We start from the raw sequence: 21,267 nt of genomic DNA, 5'->3' as shown, positions 1-21,267 counted from the left end.
TCGGCTACCGGGATAAGCCAAGCCGCAGCACAGGAAAAGCGGCGAATGCGCGCGCCTCAGCCGCCCTTAAGCCGCTTGAGCAACACAACTTCGCTATCGGGCTTAATCGGCGTGAACCAACTGTCGTTATAGACGCGCCCGTCGATCGACACCGACACGCCGCGCTCCAACTCTGCGCGCAGGCCGGGGAATGTCTCGCCCAACCCATCCAGCAATTCCCGCAAGGTGGCGGCCTCTACCGCCACCTCGCGTTGGCCTTCCGCGCTCTCGGCCAAAGACCCCCAGAGCACGACCTTGACCATCAGCCCTTTGCCGCCTGAATCGCGGCCAGAACACGCGGCGGCGACATCGGCAGCTGCGTCATCCGCACCCCCGCCGCCGCCGACACCGCATTGGCCACCGCAGCCAAGGGCGGCACAATCGGCGTTTCGCCCACACCGCGCACGCCGTAGGGATGGCCGGGGTTGGGGATTTCCAAAATGACCGTGTCGATCATCGGCAGGTCAGAGGCCACGGGAATACGGTAATCAAGGAAGCCTGCGTTTTGCAGAATCCCATCCTCGCCATAGATATATTCCTCGTTCAGCGCCCAGCCGATGCCCTGCACGGCACCGCCCTGAAACTGTCCTTCAACATAGGCCGGATGCACTGCGCGGCCGGCATCCTGAAACACCGTGTAGCGCAGAATTTTGGTGGCGCCGGTATCGGGATCAACCTCGACATCTACCATATGCGTGCCAAAACTCACGCCCGCGCCCTCGGCTGTCACCTCATGGTGCCCGGCAATCGGCCCGCCGGTATTGCTGGCCACGGCGGCAATCTCCTTGATGGTCATGGGGGGGAATTTACCGGCATTGGGGCCGGCCGGGCGCGCAGCCCCGTCTTCCCATTCGACCGCCTCTTCGTCGATACCCCAGATCATCGCGGCACGTTTGCACATCTCGCGCTTGGCGGCGCGCGCCGCCTCAATGGTGGCCAGACCCACGGCAAAGGTCACACGGCTGCCGTCCGTCACCTCGTTCTGGCCCAGCGATCCGGTGTCGGCAATCACCGTGCGCACCTGATCATAGGGAATACCCAGCTCTTCGGCGGCCATCATCGTCATCGACGCACGCGACCCGCCAATGTCGGGATTGCCCTCTGACACCGTCACCGTTCCATCCGGCGTTACATTCAGGCTGACGCACGTATCGCCACCAAAGTTGAACCAAAATCCGCAAGCCACACCGCGCCCTTGGTTTTCGCCCAAGGGGGCCGTCCAATGCGGATGCGTATGGGCCGCCTCCAAGGTCGCGATCAGGCCAATCGCCGGATAGGTCGGGCCGTAAGAGGCGCGCGTGCCCTCTTTCGCCCCATTCATCAACCGCACCGCCAGCGGATCAAGGCCAAAACCCTTGGCCAATTCGTCAATCGCGCTTTCCACCGCAAAGGCCGCCATTGGCGCGCCGGGCGCACGATAGGCCGCCGCCTTGGGCCGGTTCGTGACCACGTCCCAGCCAACGGTTTTGACATTTTCCAGATCATAAGGCGCAAAGGCCGACATCGAGCCCATATCCACCGGCGACCCCGGATAGGCCCCGCCCTGATAGCGCAATTCGGCAAAACCAGCGGTGATCCGGCCATCTTTCTTCATGCCGATGCGCACATCAATCGAGGTAGACGAGGTCGGCCCCGTGGCACGCAGCACCTCAGACCGGCTCATCACCATCTTGACCGGGCGGCCCGATTTCTTGGCCAGCATCAACGCGACCGGCTCAAGGAAAACCACCGTCTTGCCACCAAAACCGCCGCCGATTTCGCTGGCCGTCACCCGCAATTGCCCCTGCTCCATCCCAAGGATCGCGGCACAGACATTGCGCACCATGTAATGCCCTTGTGTGCAGACCCAAAGATCGGCCTGCCCATCCGCGCTCATCGTCGCCAGACAGGCGTGCGGCTCGATATAGCCCTGATGCGTGGCCCCGGTGCGATAGGTCCGCTCGACGACGCGGTCAGCCTTGGCCAAACCGGCCTCGATATCGCCATGTCCGAACTCAACCCGCGAGATGACATTGCCCGAATATCCCTCGGGCACCGTTTCCTGCTGCGCGCCCTCATGCAGCACCGGCGCGCCGGGCTTCATGGCCGCGTCCACATCCGTCACATGCGGCAGAACCTCATACTCCACCTCGATAAGCTTGAGCGCCTTTCGCGCCACCGCCGCGGAATTGGCGGCAATCGCGGCCACCGCGTGCCCATCATAAAGCGCCTTGTCGCCCGCCATGCAATTGTCGATCACATCGGCCACATGATCCGGCACATCACCGAAATCGGCGCGCGTCACCACTGCCTTGACTCCCGGCAGCGCCTCGGCCTTGCTCGTGTCAATCCGCAGAATGCGTGCATGGGCATGCGGGCTGCGCAGAACGCGCCCCGTCAACATCCCCGGTGCCACCATATCCGCGCCAAAGCGCGCCCGCCCGGTGACCTTATCAATGCCGTCAGGCCGGTTGGGCCGCGTGCCCACAACCTTGAAATCCTTGGTTTTCTTGGTGTCATCCAAAGCCATTACGACGCCCTCCGCATGTCCGCCGCCGTTTCCATCACAGCGCGGATGATCTTGTCATAGCCGGTGCAGCGGCACAGATTGCCCGCCAGCCAATAGCGCACTTCCTCTTCGCTTGGGTCCGGGTTGCGCTCCAGCAGCGATTTCGCCGCGACAAGGATGCCCGGCGTACAGATGCCACATTGCAGCGCTGCCATCTCGATGAACTTCTTTTGCAACGGGTGCAGCACCTCGCCTGCCGCCATACCCTCGATCGTGGTGATCTCGCAGCCCTCGGCCTCGGCCCCCAGCATCAGGCACGAACACACAAGCCGCCCATCCACCGTCACCGAACAGGCGCCGCAATCACCAGTGCCACAGCCCTCTTTGGTGCCCGTCAGGCCCAGTTCGTCGCGCAGCACATCCAGCAGCGTCGCCTCTGCATCACAGAGAAACTCGGTCTCGTCGCCATTGACCTTTGTCGTCACATGTATCCGGCTCATGCCTTGTCTCCTTTCGCGCGCGTCTCGGCGATCACCGCCGCCCGGCGGGCCAGAACCCCCGCCACATGGCGGCGAAACTCAACCGTGCCGCGCTTGTCCTCTATCGGGTTGGCCGCCTCGGAACAGGCCGCCGCCAAATCTGTCAGCGCCGCCTCATCAAGCGCCCGGCCGATGATGGCCTCTGCCGCCGCGTCAACCAGCATCACCTTGGGGCCAACCGCCCCCAAGGCCACCCGCGCGGCAGACACTTTGCCCTCGTCATCGAAACTCAGCGACACGCCACAGCCCACCACTGCGATATCCATCTCGGTGCGCGGGATGAACCGCAGATAGGCATCACCCGACCGCGCGCCGCGCGCAGGCAGAAAGACCGAGGCGATGAATTCGCCCGCCGCCAGCGTGGTCTTGCCCGGTGACTTCGGAATATCAATCACCGCCACGTCGCGCGGGCCCTTGGGGCCCACAACCCGCACCACAGCCCCCGCTGCCACCATAGCTGGCACCGAATCCGCCGCAGGCGAGGCGTTGCAGAGATTGCCCGCCAAAGTGGCCCGCCCCTGCACTTGGGTCGAGCCGATAAGCCCCGCCGCCTCGACCACACCGGGCCAATCCGCGACCAGCCCCGCATGCTCGCCCATCTCGGCCCCTGAAACAGCCGCGCCAATGCGCCAGCCGCCCGCCTCAGCCGTGATCGCCTTCATGCCCGCAATGCGCTTGATGTCGACCACCAGTTCCGGCTCGACCATCTCAGAGCGCAGCTTGACCAACAGGTCCGTGCCCCCCGCCAGCACATATGCCCCCTGCTCCGCCGCGAGCAGCCGCACTGCGGCCTCGACATCCTGAGGTGCCTCATAACGCATTTCGGCCATCCTTTCCTGTTCACTCTTGATCAGACCTCGGCCTGACTCGATCCCATTTGCCTCGACTATCCCGCAACTCGCGCCCAGACGCAAACCGCTTGCCGACCTTTGAGCGCCGGCGCGCGCCACATCGGCCTTGATCGAAAAGCGCCTTATCAGCGCACAATTCCCGCGCTAAAATCGCCGTAATCCTTTTGCAATCTTATCGCCGTTACAGAGTACACGCATTCACAAGAGGTTATTCATGTCCGACACCGATAAGCGCCCCAAGCTCGACCGCGCCCGCCATGCGCTTTTGTTCGAATTGATCCGGCAACGCGGCATGGCACATTCTGTCTCGCACAGACACATCAGCCAGCCGGAAACCGATCCCTCCGACCTGCACCTCTTTGTTCAGGCCGCCAGCCGCTCCATCGCGCCCGAAGACGGGAAAACCCACTGACCGCTCAGCCGCGAAACCCTGTGGCCACCACGAATTTCTCGGAACTGTCCGCACGGGACGCGGGCGGCTTGACATTGGCCACCTTGTCAAACCGCTTTTTCAGCAGCGTCTGCAACTCGCCCTCGGCCCCACCTGCCAGCACCTTGGAGACGAACGTGCCACCCACCTCCAGCACGTCAAAGGCCAGATAGGCCGCCGCCTCACACAGCGCGATGATGCGCAAATGGTCCGTCTGCTTGTGACCAGAGCTTGAGGCCGCCATGTCCGACATCACCACATCGGCCTTGCCCCCCAGCCAGTCCTTGACCTGCTGATCGGCATCATCCGCCATGAAATCCAGCTGATGGATCTCGCAGCCCATGATCGGCTCGACCTCTTGCAGGTCAACCCCGACAATGCGCCCAATCGCCTTGCCCTGTTTCTCGCCAAGCGCATTGACACGCGGCACCGCCACCTGACACCAGCCCCCCGGCGCACAGCCCAGATCAAGCACCCGCGCGCCCGGCACCAGAAACCGGAACTTGTCGTCCAATTCCATGATCTTGAACGCCGCGCGTCCGCGATAGCCCTCAACCTGCGCGCGCTTCACATAGGGATCGTTCAATTGCCGCTGCAACCAACGCGTCGACGACGATGTACGCCCGCGCGCGGTCTTGACCTTGACCGTCAGATCACGCTGGCCCCGCCCCGAGGTGTTTTTCCCATCCGGTGTCTTGGCCATCTAGCCTGCCTCACACATTTTCAATTGTCAGTCCTTCATGGGCGATCTCAATCGATTCAATCGCCACCTCATTGCCCTTGGCCTTCAGATCGGCGGCTGTCAGCTTGACCGGAAAGGCGTTTTTGACCCGCCAGATCATCGTCGGAGCACCGCTTTGATCCAGCAAGGCGATCGTCATATCTTTGCGCTTGATCACGTTCATATTGATCTCGGCGAACCAGTCAAAGATTGAGTTATCCTTGATAAGGATTCCCTTTTTCATGGTGATATTGCTCGGTTTTACTATACCCGGCATTTTTACCTGCGAAAACACGGGCGAATTGCCCGCGCGATAGGCAATCGTCTGATTGTCCGGATCCAGCCCAGAGACCTCTTGGAAATTCAGCTCCGCGGTATCCCATGTCACCCGGAAATAAAACTTCGGCAAAGGCCAGATGTTTTGCGATTGCGCCGATCCGTCATCCCCCATCTATCCGTCCCTTTCCGTCAACACGCCATCCGCCGCCATCTGGGCATACAGCATGCCTTCGCGCAGGCCCCGGTCTGCCACGCTCAACCGATCCGTAGGCCAGCACCGCAGCAGCGCCTGCAAGATCGCCGCCCCCGACATGATCAGCGCTTGGCGGTCCTGACCGATACGCGGATCACGACGCCGCCCCGCAGGCCCAAGCGCCAGATAGGACCGGATCACCCGATCAATCTCGTCGCTGGTCATGGTCAAGCCATCCACCTTGTTCCGGTCATAGCGCTTGAGGCCCAGATGACTGGCCGCAACGGTCGTCACTGTGCCAGAGGTGCCAACAATCTGAAACCCGTCCCGCGATTGCTCGTCCTTATAGGGGGCGAACTCGGCAAGGTTCTCTTCAAAGAACCAACTCATCAACGCAAACCGCGCCGCGTCATCCTCGACATCGCGAAACTGATCGCGCAAGGTCGCCACGCCTAGCGGAACACTGATCCAATCCACGACCCGCGCCGCTGGCAGGCCAACGGGGCTGGCGTGAAACCCCAGATGCATGCGCATGATCGCGCGCCGCCGCTCGGAATGCGGCACCGCCGTCAGGTCGATCCACACCAGTTCCGTGGACCCGCCGCCAATATCCACCACCAGCAATTGATCGGTGCGCTGATTGACCAGCGGCGCACAAGAGACAACCGCCAATTGCGCCTCTTCTTGCGGCGCGATGATATCCAGCCTCAGCCCCGTTTCGCGCTCCACGCGCTGCATGAAATCGGCCCCGTTGCTGGCACGCCTGCAGGCTTCGGTTGCAACCAGCCGCATCCGCGTCACCCCGTGACGCTTCAACTTTTGCTTGCAAACCCGGAGCGCCTGAATCGTCCGGTAAATCGACGCCCGCGACAAGCGGCCAGAGCCTTCCAGCCCTGCGCCCAACTGCACCGATTTCGAAAAGCTGTCCACGACTTTGAACTGATGACCCTCGGGTTGGGCAATCAGCATGCGGCAACTGTTTGTTCCCAGATCAAGTGCCGCATAGAGCGGCCCCCGATCCGGACGGGTCAGTGCGGGGCTCTCAACCGTGTTCGGGACCGCGCCCGCACTTTCGGGACGCTTGGGCGTCATCGCAACACGCCCTCCATTTCAAGTTATCCCCAAACTAGTCCGAAGCGCAGGCGCACGCAAGCGTTGCGAGGGGTCATGATGATGATGAGTATTTTTCGCAATTGCCCCCATGGCCCCTCTGGCGACGCGCCGCTACTGTGCGCAGGTCGCATGACGCGCCCGTTCTGTCGAAATCCGACCCTGCGCAACGTCGCACCTGCATTACGTAGGGACCACGAAGGAAAAAGGAATCAGCCATGGTTGACGTCACCATCGTTTACTGGCGGGACATCCCCGCTCAGGTCATCGTCGGCAAAGGCCGTCGCGGCAGCAAGGTTCAGCTGCCCGAACGGTTTGAGCAGGCCATCGACCGTGCAGCGATGAAATGCGGCGCAGCAGGCACCGATGCCTATCTCGCTGAATGGCGCAAGGCTGATCCCTATCCCATCGAAGGCGAACCCGACGCCGTCGCCCAATCCGAGGCGGCCCGGATCGACGCAGAATTCGATCAGGAGCGTATCAAGGCCCTGATCGCGAATGATGGCTGGGCGTGAATGCGCTCTGGAACTCTATGGGAGGCCGCGATGGCTCTGTTCAATTTCAAGAAGCGTGAGAAGTTCACCCCCGCCAATGGTCAGCTCGAGGCTTTCCTTGAGGGCTATTCCATAGAGGTGATGCCGCGCACCGCCGAAAAAGTCGAGAATTTCCGCGACCTGCTGCCCGCAGGCACCCGCGTCTACATCGCCCATATCGAAGGCACCCCGATCGAGGATATGGTCGCCACCGCCAAGCGTCTGGCCACCGATGGCTATCCCGTGATGCCGCACTTCCCGGCCCGCATCATCAAGGACCGCGCCACCCTCGCCGATTGGATCGCCCGCTACCAAGGCGAGGCAGGCGTCGACCAAGCACTCCTGCTCGCCGGTGGCGTCACCACCCCGCATGGCGATTTCGACAGCTCCATGCAGCTCATGGAATCCGGTGAATTCGACCGCGCAGGCTTCAAGCGCCTGCATGTCGCTGGCCACCCCGAAGGCAACAAAGATATCGACCCCGACGGCAGCATGAAGAATGTCGAGGATGCCCTTCGCTGGAAACAGAAATTCTCGGAAACCACCGACGCCAAAATGGCGCTCGCCACCCAATTCGCCTTCGAGGCCAAGCCGATCATCGCATGGGCCGACAACCTCAAGGCCGCCGGCATCAACCTGCCCATCCATATCGGCATCGCTGGCCCCGCCAAGCTGCAAACCCTGATCAAATTCGCCATCGCCTGCGGTGTCGGCCCCTCGCTCAAGGTTCTGCAGAAACGCGCCATGGATGTCTCGAAACTGCTCCTGCCCTATGAGCCGACCGAGGTTTTGACCGAACTCGCCGCCCACAAGGCCGCCAACCCCGATTTCAACATCGAGCATGTGCATTTCTTCCCGCTTGGCGGGATCAAGGCCAATGCCGAATGGGCCATCGACAACGGCGGGGCCTCCGCCACGCCCGCCAACCAGCAAGGATAAGACCAAACCATGACCCGCACCATCGTCGAGAGCAAAACCAAAACCGCCGTCATCGGCTTTGACGAGCCCTTCTGCGTCATTGGCGAACGCATCAACCCCACGGGCCGCAAGAAACTCGCCGCCGAACTTGAGGCGGGCGATTTCTCCACCGTCGAATCCGATGCGCTCGCACAGGCCGCAGCCGGGGCCACCGTGCTCGATATCAACGCAGGTGTGGTCTACAACTCCAACCCCAACCCGAACGAGACCGAACCGCCCCTCATGACCAAGATGATCGAGCTGGTTCAGGGCCTCGTTGATCTGCCCCTCTGCATCGACTCATCCGTGCCCGCCGCCCTCGAGGCCGGTCTTATGGCCGCCCATGGCCGCCCGCTCCTCAATTCGGTGACGGGCGAAGAAGACCGTCTCGAATACGTCCTGCCGCTGGTCAAGAAATACAACGTGCCGGTCGTCGCCATCTCGAACGATGACACCGGCATTTCCGAAGACCCCGATGTGCGCTTTGCCGTCGCCAAGAAAATCGTCGAACGGGCCGCCGATTTCGGCATCCCCGCCTATGACATCGTCGTCGATCCGCTGGTGATGCCCGTGGGTGCCATGGCCACGGCGGGCCGTCAGGTCTTTACCCTTGTGCGCCGCCTGCGCGAGGAATTGGGCGTCAACACCACCTGTGGCGCGTCGAACATCTCCTTTGGCCTGCCCAACCGCCACGGCATCAACAACGCCTTTCTGCCCATGGCGATGCAGTCGGGCATGACCTCTGCGATCATGAACCCGATTGCCCTGCCGGTGAAACAATCCGAGATCGAGGCGAAAAAGGCCGAAGTCGCCGCCTCTGGCCTGATCCTCCCCGATGACATGGATGACGAGACCTTCTGCCAACTCTTTGGTCTCGGCTCCACCAAGGCGCGTCCGGGCAAGGAGATGGAGGCGATCATGGCCGCCAACTTCCTGATGAACGCCGATCCGCATGGCGGCAACTGGATCAAGTTCAACAAAGCCCCGCCCAAACCCGGCGAAGAAGTCCGCGCCGGTGGCCGCGCCGGAAGCCGCAGCCGCCGCCGGGGCTAACCCCCCGCCCCGGCCCCGAGCCGGGGCCTCCCACACCATCCGCCCCGGGCTTGACCCGGGGCCCCTCCCCCCAATCACCAAAGCGCGGGCCCAAGGCGCGCAGCGCCGCCGCGCAGCAGTCATGCCAAAGGCATGCCTCCGGCATCACCCGCCCTCACAACCGTCACCCTGGGCTTGACCCGGCGTCTCTTGAGGTTTCCTTGGTCAAGGCCAGAGCAGCGTAATGCATAATGACTTCCACTCGAAGGTCATGCAAATTACCCCTAAGTTATCACGAAGGGTGCGAAGAAGGTGCGGGTAAAATCTATAGAGTTCCGAGACTACAAAACATTTTCGCGCTTTGTGATATCAGCGCGCTCAAAGAACGTTCTCGTTGGCCCCAACAACGCAGGCAAGTCCACCACCTTAGATGCATTCAGAATTGCATTTGATGCGCTGAGATATGCAGGCCGTCGTTCAGCAACCTTCCGAAGCCAAGAAAAAGATGGTGTTTGTTCGACATACGAAGTACCTCAGTCCGTTATTCAAACAGATTTAAGGTATTGCATTCACAACTTTGGTGACGGTTTCGCTCGCATCGAGATCTCAGCCGATAACGGAAATTCAGTTGTCTTGAAGATTCCCCAAGGTGGCGACATTCAACTTTATCTAAAATCTGACGTATCACCGCAGAAAAACTCGTCTTTTCTAAGAAACCAATTTCCTCTTGATATAGTAATCGTTCCAACACTTAGTCCGCTTGAGCAAAATGAAGAGCTTGTTCAGCAGGCGACAGTAGAGAAGAATAGATACAGCAGACTGGCCAGTCGAAATTTTCGGAACTTCTGGCTTCACAAAACAAACGATGAATTTCAGGATTTTGCCGATTTGGTTGAGATCGGATGGCCTGGAATCAGGCTAATGAAGCCAGAGATTGAAAGAGGTGGAGCGCGACCTGTCGTCAGAATGTATTTCCGAGATGGGCCACACGTTCGTGAAGTGCAGTGGGCAGGGTTTGGGTTTCAAGTTTGGATGCAAACTATGATGCACTTACTCCAAGCGGACCATATGGAGTAGCCCCCTGAAAGTGGTCCACCAACTGGGATAGATTGTCCCGTGAATTGGAGGATCAGCGATGGCTGGAAAACGAGAGAAGCCCGAAGAGATCGTATCGAAGCTTCGGCAGGTTGAAGTTCTGCAAGGACAAGGCGCGACGATCGCCGAGGCGGTGCGCCAGATCGGCGTGACACAGCAGACGTTCTACAGGTGGCGTAAGCTCTATGGCGGGATGGGGAGGTCTCAGCTCGCACGCCTGAAGGAGCTTGAGAAAGAGAACCAGCGATTGCGGCGGGCTGTGTCCGACCTCACCCTGGACAAGCTGATCCTGACCGAGGCAGCAAAGGGAAACTTCTGAGCCCTTCGCGTCGCCGGAAATGCATCGACCATGTGCGGCGGGAACTTGGCGTATCAGAGCGCCGGGCCTGTCGCACACTGGGGCAGCACCGATCCACGCAGCGTAAGATGCCGCAAGGCCGTGCTGACGAGCAGCGTCTGACCGACGACATCATTGAATTGGCTGATCAGTACGGGCGCTATGGATATCGCATGGTCACTGGCCTGCTCAACAATGCAGGTTGGTGTGTGAACCATAAGCGGGTCGAACGCATCTGGCGGCGTGAAGGGCTGAAGGTCCCTCAAAAGCAGAAGAGAAAGGGGCGGCTCTGGCTGAACGACGGGTCGTGCGTGCGTCTGCGGCCCGAGCGCCCCAACCATGTCTGGTCCTATGACTTCGTCCAGGATCGCACCGCAGATGGCCGTGTCTACCGGACACTGAACATTATCGACGAATACACCAGGGAGGCGCTCATGATCCGCGTCGATCGCAAGCTCAACTCAACGGACGTGCTGGATGCACTGACCGATCTGTTCATCCTCCGCGGCCCGCCTGAATACATCAGATCCGACAATGGCCCGGAATTTATCGCTCAGAAGGTGCGGGACTGGATCGCCGCCGTCGGAGCGAAGACGGCCTATATCGAGCCGGGATCACCCTGGGAGAACGGATACTGCGAAAGCTTCAACGCCCGGTTCCGTGACGAGCTGTTGAACGGCGAAATCTTTTACAGCTTGAAGGAAGCCCAAATCCTGATCGAGCAATGGCGGGTTCACTACAACACGGTCAGGCCGCACAGCGCATTGGGCTATCGCCCACCCGCGCCCGAAAGCATCGTTCCGCTGGATCAAAGGCCCACAATGCACTAACAATCAAATCGGACCACCCGATGGGGGCAGACCACGAACCTTGGAAGCTAAGCGTTCAAGGTTCGCTCATACCACGAAGACCTGAGCGCAGACATCCGAACACGTGCTCTAAAGCGCCGCGTTGTCCCGCTCTGCGGAGAGCGGTCACCTCATCCGCAGAGGCCTGCAGTGCCGCGCCTTCCCGCGGCCTTCAACGCTGCGATAAAGCGTAGAAGAGCGGCCATTCGTGTAAAGGGCGGCAATGTCGATGGTTCACAAGCGGCAAAAAAGAACCTGCGCGCGCAAGCAGGCCTCACATCGGTCGACCACTCGCGTCGCGCGTCACCCCCGGCCATCATTCTGCAGTTGGCCGAAGTGGTAGTCATAGCTCCGAGGTTCAGAGCTATTCTTACCGCCATTCAACCATCGTGCGTGTCGCCACCATGCGCGTGACTGGCAAATTGGCGAAAGTCCAAGCAACGCAGCAAGACAGCCCTGTCCGCCACGTTGCGAAACTTGCCGGCTGACAAAGGTGGTGGGCATTCGCAGTACAATCAACGCACATTCAAACACTGTGGCGACGGCTCTAGAGGCTGAGAGCGCAATACACTTGATGTGGCAGCAATATAAGACAAAAATGACACTAAGCAGCAAGTCACTTGAGCAAAGTCGGGTCGGTTGTGAAGCAATGAGTCTGAAGCCTACGGGAGCAATTTAATGTCGATATCGGATCAGCTGATCACCCAACGCCGCGCAGAACCCGCAAAAATGCGCGAAGAAATGCGCCAAGTATTGACCGAAAAGGAACAACAGACGCTAGGGATCAATATGGGTGCCGGGTCCGACCATCCCCGTGCTTGGGTCGGCCCCCCGTTTATTTACGATCTGCTGGGGGCGATGCAGTTCCAGCTGCTGATCGATCTGGGCATGCGCGAAAACCATAAGTTTCTGGATGTAGGTTGCGGCAGCCTGCGGTTGGGCCGTCTGGCGATTAACTACCTGCTTGAAAACCGGTATTTTGGTCTGGAACCCAACGTCGACATTCTGAACCGCGGATGCGAGATGCACTTTGGCGCGGATATCGAGAAATCGCAGGTCATCGCAAAGAAAAAGGCGACTTTCGCCCATAACACAGACTTTGATTTTTCGCTGACAGGTGGGCCGGTGGATTTCGTTTTTGCGCAATCCATCGCGTCGCACACTGGACCAGCCATGACCGTGAAACTGCTCAAGGCGATTGCCGACGTGTCACACGACGATACCGTCAGCATGGTGACCTATATCCGCTGCGGAATGCCTTCCAAGTCGAATACCGAAGAAGGCTGGTTCTATCCCGAATGCGTGACCTATACTGATCAGGCGTTCGGCGCCTTCGCACGGCAGGCTGGGCTGCACGCCTATCGCACGGTATGGCCCGCGACAAATATCCGCGAGGACGGTCTGGTCACCACACAGCACCCGACGATCCTAACGAAACGGCCGTGGAAACCACGCCTAAACCAACGCATGACCGCGTCGCTGTTTGAGGGCATCCAGAAAATCAACTGACCAAAGCCCCCGCCTCACAAGGTGTGGAAAATCCGGGTTAGCGAGTGTTCCGGAGACCCGCGCGTTGATCATGGTTACTGGGCGTCATTCGCAGACCACGCAACTGAGTCTTCGACCAGTTTCGATCAAACTTACCTAGCGCTCGGTTGTGTGGATCTGAAAAGCCACTTATCTCAAATCGACGGAACATCCGAACGCGTGCACAAACGACCCCGCCTCACCCCTCACGAAAATCCGCCCCGAGGTTTCACCCATTCCGGGCCCCGATCCCAAGCAGGTCGGAACCACCGGCGAACGGCCCCCCAGACCTTACAAAACCCACGTACAGACCTTACCGACCTTACACGCGAACTCTTATGTCAGCCCCATGTCTCGGGCGATCATCGCCGCGTGGGTGCGGTTTTTGGCGCCGAGTTTGCGGGATAGGGTTTTGAGGTGCAGCTTGACTGTAACCTCTTGAATATCAAGGTCTCTTGCGATTTCCTTGTTGGATTTTCCGTGCAGGATGCCGACCAACACATCGGTCTCTCTGGGCGTCAGGCGCACCGGCCCCTCCGCCTCCGACTCTCCGGTCTCCAGAAAATCTAGCGGTGTGTAGGTTTCACCCAACAACATATGGTGTACCGCGGCCACCAAAGACTGCGGATCAAGCGTCTTGGGCAAGAACCCCGCCGCCCCCGATCTCAGCGCCCTGCGCCCGATCTCCGCCGTCGCCGTCCCCGACAAAATCGCCACCGGGCATTTCGCCCGCGCTTTCATCACCCCAAGGCCTGTCAGGGAATCCATGCCCGGCATCATAAGGTCGAGCAGAACCAATTGAAAAGGCCCGTTTTTTTCTTGAACATCCAGCGCCGCCCCAAGGCTCTCTGCGACGTGCACCTCAAACCCACCCTGCGCGCGCAGGTAGGCGGCGATCATTTCCCGGACCAGATCATGGTCGTCGGCCAACAAGAGCTTGGTCATCGGCGCGTCCTTCCTTCTGCCACCTCAAAATTCCTTTTTTTCTCATTTTTCAACACGTAAGCAAGCTGCCGAACCATGACAATCCTTTGATAACCCTAAGCGGGTATGTCCCGCCTACCCTATAACCGGCAAGTTCCGTGCCAAGCCGTCAACTCCCCTATCTTTAGGGATAGGGGGGTGGTCAAACGGTGGAAAAGAAGCAAATACCAAAGATGGTATAAGAATGTGGCCTGTCCTGATGACCCCGCGTGACAAGGAACTCCTCCGGTTGATATACTCTACACACGCAAAAGCTGAAGATCACTCGGAAACTGTCTCAGCCGCGCCGCGCCGAAGGATCAGATCCACCCAAACTGCCTTTTGTCCAAGTATTCCAGTGTAAGGCCCGACATGCACGTCCCCTCCTCCCGCAGGTTCCCCCGTCTGAACAGACTGCTTGTGATCCTGCTGGGCCTGTTTGCAGTGGGGTGCATGCTGGCTGCGGTGCTTTTGACAAGCCGCGTCTATGTGCAACTGGACGAGTATCGCAGCGCCAGCCAAGACAACCTGCATTGGACCACCTCACGGCTGGAGGTAGACCAGCTTAAATTCCTCGCCTCTCTCTATGCGCTCACCGGACCCGAAGAAAATCTGGTCGACCAAGTGCGCCGCCAGTTCGATATCCTCTACAGCCGCGCAACCGCCCTCCGGGATGGCCGCGTATACCGCGAGGTGCTGGAACTGGATATTGCACATGCAGACCTTGATCGCGTGTCCGAACTCTTGGCCAGTATGGTGCCTATCATTGACGGTGATCCGGGCGATATCTTCAAGGAACGGGCACGTTTGATCCAGCTTGGAAGCCGGATGGCAGATCCGATCCGCAACATTGCCGCGCGGGGTCTTGCGGCGGATGCGCAGCGCTCGGATTCCGAACGCGCGGCGCTGACCGCCAAGATCCTGAGCCTTGCCGTTCTGATCCTGATGATGCTGGCTGCGCTGTCCTCTCTCTTGCTTTTGGTGTGGCGCGTCTACCGCAGCTACCGTATGCAGGCAGAGCAAAACATAAGCAAATCCAATAGACTAACAACCATTCTTAACACGTCACAGGATGCCGTGCTTGTGGTTGGGGTCGACGGCTGGATCGAAGACACGAATGCGCGTGCGGATGATCTTTTGGCGCTGACGGATCGGCTGACGGCACGCATAGACTTGGGCGACGTGCTGTTCTGCAAGGGAGAAGATGGGACGTTGAAGCCCCTTTCCGGTAAACTCTTGCGTGACACCTGCGCCAGTGGCCCGTCGCGGCGCGAGGACGTGATCGTACGCAATCTGGAAGGGCGAGAATTTGCGGCGGAACTTTCGGCTGATTTCGCGCGACAGGGTGAGGGCGATATCTGCATACTCTTCATCCGGGACATCTCGGAACGTCTGGCTGCCGAGGCGGAAATAGATCGCTCCCGCGAAAAGGCCCTAGCGGGAGAGCGGGCCAAGGCGCGGTTTCTGGCCATGATCAGCCACGAAATGCGCACGCCACTGAACGGCATCCTGGGCGCGCTAGAACTCTTGGGGGATACCGGGCTTACCCCGGAACAAGAGAAATTCACCCGCATCATGCGCTCCTCGGGCCAGCTCTTGCTGACGCAGATCACCGATGCGCTCGACCTGACACAGGCCGCCGCGCGTCAAATCGTGTTGCGCCCCGCCGCCTTTGACCTCGACCAACTTTTGGCAGAGCTGACGGAAACCCAACAAGGTCCAGCGCAGGCACGCGGCAACAGCCTGCGTCTGCTGGCCCCCCAAGACGGCTTCGGGCGTGTCACCGGGGACAGAGCGCGGATTTATCAGGTTCTACTCAATCTTGTCTCGAATGCGATCAAGTTCACGCGGGATGGGGAAATCACCCTAGACGTGAGCCGCCTGTCATCCAAAGACACCGAACCAGACATGATCGAGTTTCAGGTGATTGACACGGGCATCGGCATAAGCGCCGACAATCTACCAAATGTGTTTGAAGATTTTATGCGGGTTCAGGACACAACAGGCGACCGACCAGAGGGGACGGGGCTGGGTCTTGGCATCGCGCGCCAACTCGTCAAGCTGATGAAAGGCACCATTGGCGTTGAGAGCGAACTTGGCGAAGGCAGCCTTTTTTGGGTCCGCCTGCCGCTGCCCGCCGCATCGGCCGTCGTCGGACCCAAGCCCAGGGCAATCGTTGCCCCTGCCCCCGTTTCCGCCCCCCTGCGCGCGCTCGACGTTCTGGTGGTCGAGGATAATGCCACCAATCGCGTTGTGCTGGAAGGCATGCTGACAGGCGATGGCCACAAGGTGCATCTGGCCTGCGATGGGATCGAAGGTGTGGATTGCGCCCAAATAAGGCGTTTTGACCTGATTTTGATGGATATCAGCATGCCACGCATGGACGGGCGCGAAGCGACGCTCCACATCCGCGCAAGTCAGGGGCCGAATGCGCGCACGCCCATCGTGGCGCTCACAGCCCATGTGCGCGCAGAGGATCGCGGCGACCTCAAGAACATGGGCTTTGACCGGGTCGAGACCAAACCCCTGCGCCGCGAGGCGCTGCGCGCCCTGCTGATGCAGATTGGATCAGCCCCGTCGGCCCCCGTGGACCAACCCTGCCATGTTGATCCGAGTTACATGGAACAACTGCGCGTCGCCTTGCCGCAAGACCGCATCGACCGCCTCTTGGTAGAATTTGAAGCCGAAGGCGAGGCCATTCTGGACGGTCTGAACCGCGATGCTCCGCTAAGCGGAACGGATCTTGCGGATCGCATCCACAAGCTGGCGGGCACGGCGGCGGCGACGGGCGGGCTTGCCTTGCAGGCCCTTCTGGGGCGCGCGGAATCCGCCCTGCGCGGCGGCGATACAGCCGAGGCGCAGACAGCCATTCTGGCCCTGCCCGACCTCTTGCAAGAGACGCTCCGCCAACTGAACGGCCACAATCGCGCGGGCTGAAACGCGCACAATGAATTGCCTTTTTGCGGACTTACTATACGTTTGCACCAAGTCAGCCCGCGCCCACAACCCACGCGCGCCTTGGTGCCCTCTGAAAACGGATTGCCGCATACAATGCAGATATGGAAACAACTGCTTTTGCTCTGCCTCATAGTCGGCACAGCGTATGGTGGCTATTACGGCTATCAGACTTATCTCGTGACCGCGCCCGAAGCAGCAGCCGAGGCGCAGGCTGAGCGCCCTGTCACGGTTGAGATCGCTCTTGCAGAAGAGCGCACGCTGCAACAGACAATCGAAGCGGTCGGCACAACCCGCGCATTGCAATCCATCGACATCGTCCCCGAGGCGGACGGGCGGCTGACCAGCCTCAGGATCACGCCCGGCACGCGGGTCGAACAGGGCGATGTGCTGGCGCGGCTTGACGATACGATCCAGCGTGCCGACCTGAGCGAGGCCGAGGCTGTGCTGGTTGAACAGCGGCAAACCGTTGAACGCACGCGCCAATTGCGCCAAACCGCCGCCGTGTCGCAGGCCACTGAAGAAGAGGCCGTGGCGCGCCTGGCCGAAGCCGAGGCCGAAGTCGAGCGCGCACGCCGCAGGCTTGAGGATCGCACCATCACCGCGCCCTTCGGGGGCGTGGTGGGGCTTACCAACTATGACGTTGGTGCGCGCGTGATCGAAGGTCAGGTGCTTACCCGGCTGGATGACCTAAGCGAGGTCGAGGTGGAATTCTCGCTGCCTGAAACGGTGTTTTCCCAAGTGCGCCCCGGCCAGACCCTGATCGCCCGCAGCGCGGCCTTTGCAGACCGGATTTTTGAGGGCACGCTGGATGTGGTGGACAGCCGGATTGATCCGGTCGGGCGCGCCTTTCGAACCCGCGGGCGGATACCGAACACCGATGGCACACTGGCCTCGGGTATGTTTCTGGCGCTGACATTGGTGCTCTCTGAAAGCGCGCATGTCACCGTTCCCGAAGAGGCGCTGATCTTTCAAGCCGCCGAAACCTACGTCTTTGTCGTCGCTGACGGCAAAGCCAATCGCCGCATCGTGACCTCTGGGCAGCGCAAGGATGGGCAAGTTGCCATCCTGTCGGGGCTTGAGGCGGGCGAAGAGGTGATCATTCGCGGGCTGCAGCGGGTGCGTGACGGGAGCGTGGTCAAAGTTCTGGGGGCAGACGCAGACGCGACGGCGAAAACCGACCTTGCCAAGCCGGAGAGCGCGACGTGACCCTCTCGGACATCTCGATCAGACGTCCAGTTCTGGCCGCCGTGGCAAGCCTTTTGATCGTGATCTTTGGTGTGGCGGCTTTGCGCTCTATCCCCGTGCGCGAATTGCCCGATGTGGACAATGCCGTCGTGACCGTGACCACCACCTATCGCGGTGCCGCCCCCGAAGTGATAGACACCGATATTACCGAGACGGTCGAGGGGGCCATTGCCTCGATCTCGGGCATTCGAACCATCAGTTCCGAGAGCCGACAGGGCCGAAGCCGCGTCACTATCGAATTTGAAACCAGCGTTGATATTGACGTGGCCGCCAATGACGTGCGCGATGCCGTAGGCCGGGTGCGCGGCGACCTGCCGGAAGAGGCCGACGAACCGCAGGTGGTCAAGAGCGATGCCGATGCCGATCCCGTGATGCGCGTCGCCGTCACCTCGGACCGCATGACAACAGCCGAAATCACGGATTATATCGACCGGTTCGTGGTGGATCGGTTTTCAACCCTCGACGGGGTGGCCAATGTTGATGTGATCGGTGCGCAGCCCTTTGCGGTGCGGATCTGGATTGACCGCCGCGCGCTCGCCGCGCGCAACCTCACCGTCTCGGATGTCGAGGCGGCGCTCTTGCGCAACAACCTTGAACTGCCCGCAGGCGAGGTGGAATCGATCAACCGGCAAATGACCGTGCGGCTGAACAGCCGATTGCGCAGCATCGAGGATTTCCGCGACATCGTGATCGACCGCGTGGCAGGCTATCCGGTTCGGTTGGGCGATGTGGCGCGGGTCGTGCCGGGGGTGGCGGACGATTCCACAATTGTGCGCACCAATGGCACAGAGGCGGTGGGCATGTGGATCTTGCGGCAGAGCCAGTCCAACACGCTGGAAATTTCCAATGCCGTGCGCGCCGAGATCAAGACGCTGGAACCGAACTTGCCGGAAGGCATGAAGATCATCGTCGGCTCTGATGATGCGCTCTTTGTCGGGGCGTCGATCCGCGAGGTGGTGATCGCGCTCTTTATTTCTCTGGCGCTTGTCGTCGCGGTGATCCTGCTTTTCCTGCGCAGTATCCGCGCCACGCTTGTTCCTTTCATCACAATTCCTGTGTCGTTGATCGGCAGTTTCCTGTTGATCGGCATGTGGGGCTTTTCGCTCAACACGCTGACATTGCTTGCGCTTTTGCTGGCGATTGGCCTGGTGGTGGACGATGCGATTGTGGTGTTGGAAAACATCCAACGTCGGATCGAGGATGGGGAATCTCCGCTCGTGGCCAGCGTGCATGGCGCACGCCAAGTAACCTTTGCGGTCATTGCCACGTCCATCACGTTGATTGCAGTTTTTGTACCGCTGTCGTTCATGCCCGGTCAGGTGGGCCGACTTTTTGTGGAGTTTGGCTGGGTCATGGCCGGCACCGTCGCCATCTCGACCTTTGTCGCCCTTTCCGCCTGCCCGGCGCTTGCCTCCAAGGTGCTGAGCGCCCGCAAACTGCGCGCCAATGCCCCATCCGGCCCACGCCCGCCCTCATGGATTCAGCGCGCCTATCGCGCACTCCTGACCCGCGCGATTGGCATGCCACTGGTGATCCTGCCCGTGACACTCGCCATCACCGCAGGAGCAGCACTTTTCTACGTGGACCTGCCCCGCGAGCTTGCGCCGCGCGAAGATCGCGGCGTTGGGTTTGTGCCACTTACCGCGCCTCAGGGATCGACCGTCGCGCATTCCGACATGGCGGCCCGACAGGTCGAGGCCATCCTTGATCCGCTGGTGCAATCGGGTGAGGTCGAAACCGTGTTCAGCTTCACCGGCTGGGGGGGGCGTTCGTGGCGCTCTTTCGTCGTGTTCCGCCTTGCGCCATGGGAAGAGCGGGACCGCCCGGTATCCGAGATTGTCAGCGAAATCGCACCGCAGATGGGGCAAGTCACCATTGCGCGCGGCTTTCCCGTAACCCCGGCGGGTCTTGGCCTGCGCGGCAGTTCCACGCCCGTGCAGGTGGTGATCGGCGGGCCTGACTTTGAGAGTGTCAAGGAATGGGCCATAACCCTTCTAGAGCGTGCCGAAGGGGTTGAGGGGCTCGTCAATCCCGAGATCAATTTTGAACAGAACCTGCCGCAGCTTGACATCGAAATAGACCGTGCGCGCGCCGATGATCTGGGCATCTCTGCCGATGTGATCGCGGCCACGCTGCAAACGATGCTCGCGTCGCGCGAGGTCACGACCTTTGTCAGCCGGGGTCGCGAATATCCCGTGCTGGTTCAGGCCGAGGATGCGGACCGCCGCTCGCCCACGGATATCGAAAACATCTTTCTGCGGGCGGGCGACGGGGAAACGCTGGTGCCGCTTGGCGCGCTCGTGACCCTGAACGAGAATGCCGCAACCCCGTCGCTACGCCGCTTTGACCGGCTGCCGTCCATTCAACTCTCGGGCGCGCTTGCCCCGGATGCGGAATTGGGCGACGTTCTGGAACAACTCCAAGAGATCGCCGCCGACATCCTGCCGCCCGAGGCCAAGCTGGGCTATGATGGTCAATCGCGCACCTATATCGACACCTCCGCCGGGGTGGGTGTGGTGTTTCTGCTGGCGCTGCTGATCGTCTATCTCGTGCTTGCTGCGCAATTCGAGAGTTTCGTGCATCCGCTTGTCATCATGCTAACCGTGCCGATAGGGGTCGCCGGGGCGATTTATGCCATGGCGGCGGGGGGATTGTCGCTGAATGTCTACAGCCAGATCGGCATTATTCTACTGATCGGGCTCATCTCTAAAAACGGTATCCTGATCGTCGAATTTGCCAACCAGTTACGTGACGAAGGCTATGCCGTGCGTGACGCGGTGATCGAGGCCTCGGTCCTGCGCCTGCGTCCGATCATGATGACTGCCGTCTCGACCGTGTTGGGCGCGGTGCCGCTTGTCACCGCCTCTGGCGCGGGCGCCGAGAGCCGGATCGCTGTGGGCACTGTGATCATCGCAGGGCTGGCCATGGCCACGGCGCTCATGCTCTTTGTCACACCCATCCTGTATGACTTGATGGCGCGGTTCACCCGCCCGCGCGGAGCAATTGAGAAAACGCTCGACGCAGCCCTCGGCAAAAACGGCCAGCCCGCTGAGTAAGCTCTTGCCGATGACACCGCCTGACCCCGCTTTTGTAGCCCCACAAGGGTGGCATTCCCGTGATCG

18 protein-coding genes are annotated in these 21,267 nt (G+C 60.5%); 10 read left to right on the top strand and 8 right to left on the bottom strand.

The window, feature by feature from the left end; all coding sequences use genetic code 11:
- Window positions 1-56 precede the first annotated feature (56 nt).
- The 4 genes from RAK1035_RS14090 to RAK1035_RS14075 are packed head-to-tail and all read right to left on the bottom strand — an operon-like array spanning window position 57 to window position 3,887.
- Window positions 57-302 carry a MoaD/ThiS family protein gene (locus tag RAK1035_RS14090; RefSeq protein ID WP_008280776.1) on the bottom strand — a complete coding sequence of 82 codons (246 nt, stop codon included), beginning with the start codon at window positions 300-302 and terminating at the stop codon, window positions 57-59.
- Window positions 302-2,548: a xanthine dehydrogenase family protein molybdopterin-binding subunit gene (locus RAK1035_RS14085; protein WP_008280775.1), complete on the bottom strand. Its 2,247-nt coding sequence runs from the start codon at window positions 2,546-2,548 to the stop codon at window positions 302-304. Before RAK1035_RS14085 ends, RAK1035_RS14090 begins: the two co-directional genes overlap by 1 nt.
- The gene (locus RAK1035_RS14080; protein WP_008280774.1) at window positions 2,548-3,027 is read right to left on the bottom strand and encodes a (2Fe-2S)-binding protein; all 480 of its coding nucleotides are present in this window, start codon (window positions 3,025-3,027) and stop codon (window positions 2,548-2,550) included. The genes RAK1035_RS14085 and RAK1035_RS14080 overlap by 1 nt, the downstream gene beginning before the upstream one ends.
- Window positions 3,024-3,887, bottom strand: a complete 864-nt coding sequence (locus RAK1035_RS14075; RefSeq protein ID WP_037297587.1) for an FAD binding domain-containing protein — start codon at window positions 3,885-3,887, stop codon at window positions 3,024-3,026. The genes RAK1035_RS14080 and RAK1035_RS14075 overlap by 4 nt, the downstream gene beginning before the upstream one ends.
- 244 nt (window positions 3,888-4,131) lie before the next feature.
- Here RAK1035_RS14075 and RAK1035_RS14070 point away from each other — a divergent pair, with 244 nt between their 5' ends.
- Complete coding sequence (locus RAK1035_RS14070; RefSeq protein WP_008280772.1) at window positions 4,132-4,329, top strand: hypothetical protein; 198 nt, start codon at window positions 4,132-4,134, stop codon at window positions 4,327-4,329.
- A gap of 4 nt (window positions 4,330-4,333) precedes the next feature.
- Here RAK1035_RS14070 and RAK1035_RS14065 read toward each other — a convergent pair whose 3' ends face one another.
- The 3 genes from RAK1035_RS14065 to RAK1035_RS14055 are packed head-to-tail and all read right to left on the bottom strand — an operon-like array spanning window position 4,334 to window position 6,632.
- Window positions 4,334-5,050 (bottom strand): RlmE family RNA methyltransferase, encoded by a 717-nt coding sequence (locus RAK1035_RS14065; protein ID WP_008280771.1) that lies wholly within the window; start codon window positions 5,048-5,050, stop codon window positions 4,334-4,336.
- Window positions 5,051-5,060: 10 nt separating this feature from the next.
- Window positions 5,061-5,477, bottom strand: a complete 417-nt coding sequence (locus tag RAK1035_RS14060) for a phage tail protein (protein WP_254683681.1) — start codon at window positions 5,475-5,477, stop codon at window positions 5,061-5,063.
- Window positions 5,478-5,519: 42 nt separating this feature from the next.
- Entirely contained in the window at window positions 5,520-6,632 is a 1,113-nt protein-coding gene (locus RAK1035_RS14055) for a Ppx/GppA phosphatase family protein (protein ID WP_008280769.1), read from the bottom strand.
- A gap of 236 nt (window positions 6,633-6,868) precedes the next feature.
- Between RAK1035_RS14055 and RAK1035_RS14050 the strand changes: the two genes are divergently transcribed.
- The 6 genes from RAK1035_RS14050 (at window position 6,869) to RAK1035_RS14025 (ending at window position 12,961) form a co-directional block, all read left to right on the top strand.
- Entirely contained in the window at window positions 6,869-7,165 is a 297-nt protein-coding gene (locus tag RAK1035_RS14050) for a virulence factor (protein WP_008280768.1), read from the top strand.
- A 30-nt stretch (window positions 7,166-7,195) separates the two neighbouring features.
- On the top strand, window positions 7,196-8,122 hold the full coding sequence (locus RAK1035_RS14045) for a methylenetetrahydrofolate reductase (RefSeq protein WP_112303166.1): 927 nt from the start codon (window positions 7,196-7,198) through the stop codon (window positions 8,120-8,122).
- 9 nt (window positions 8,123-8,131) lie between these two features.
- A complete protein-coding gene (locus RAK1035_RS14040) occupies window positions 8,132-9,193 on the top strand; it encodes a dihydropteroate synthase (protein WP_081506056.1) in 1,062 nt (353 codons plus the stop codon).
- 291 nt (window positions 9,194-9,484) lie between these two features.
- A complete protein-coding gene (locus tag RAK1035_RS14035) occupies window positions 9,485-10,249 on the top strand; it encodes an AAA family ATPase (protein ID WP_157132422.1) in 765 nt (254 codons plus the stop codon).
- Window positions 10,250-10,307: 58 nt separating this feature from the next.
- Window positions 10,308-11,434, top strand: a protein-coding gene (locus RAK1035_RS14030) for an IS3 family transposase (RefSeq protein WP_085976969.1) whose coding sequence is annotated in 2 segments (ribosomal slippage) — window positions 10,308-10,572 and window positions 10,572-11,434 — 1,128 coding nt in all. Because the reading frame shifts where the segments join, the coding sequence is not laid out codon by codon here.
- Between the two features lie 747 nt (window positions 11,435-12,181).
- Window positions 12,182-12,961, top strand: coding sequence for a class I SAM-dependent methyltransferase (locus RAK1035_RS14025; RefSeq protein WP_157132421.1), 780 nt, complete (start codon window positions 12,182-12,184; stop codon window positions 12,959-12,961).
- Window positions 12,962-13,315: 354 nt separating this feature from the next.
- Here the strand turns inward: RAK1035_RS14025 and RAK1035_RS14020 are convergent, their stop codons facing one another.
- Complete coding sequence (locus RAK1035_RS14020) at window positions 13,316-13,924, bottom strand: response regulator transcription factor (protein WP_008282245.1); 609 nt, start codon at window positions 13,922-13,924, stop codon at window positions 13,316-13,318.
- Window positions 13,925-14,362: 438 nt separating this feature from the next.
- Between RAK1035_RS14020 and RAK1035_RS14015 the strand changes: the two genes are divergently transcribed.
- From RAK1035_RS14015 to RAK1035_RS14005, 3 genes are all read left to right on the top strand, one after another.
- A complete protein-coding gene (locus tag RAK1035_RS14015; protein WP_232279234.1) occupies window positions 14,363-16,879 on the top strand; it encodes an ATP-binding protein in 2,517 nt (838 codons plus the stop codon).
- Window positions 16,880-16,993: 114 nt separating this feature from the next.
- Complete coding sequence (locus RAK1035_RS14010; protein ID WP_037298330.1) at window positions 16,994-18,106, top strand: efflux RND transporter periplasmic adaptor subunit; 1,113 nt, start codon at window positions 16,994-16,996, stop codon at window positions 18,104-18,106.
- Entirely contained in the window at window positions 18,103-21,201 is a 3,099-nt protein-coding gene (locus tag RAK1035_RS14005; RefSeq protein ID WP_008282242.1) for an efflux RND transporter permease subunit, read from the top strand. Before RAK1035_RS14010 ends, RAK1035_RS14005 begins: the two co-directional genes overlap by 4 nt.
- Window positions 21,202-21,267 lie beyond the last annotated feature (66 nt).

This window comes from Roseovarius sp. AK1035 (assembly GCF_003288315.1).
Classification (GTDB): domain Bacteria; phylum Pseudomonadota; class Alphaproteobacteria; order Rhodobacterales; family Rhodobacteraceae; genus Roseovarius; species Roseovarius mucosus_A.
This window is presented reverse-complemented; position numbering and strand designations above follow the sequence as displayed.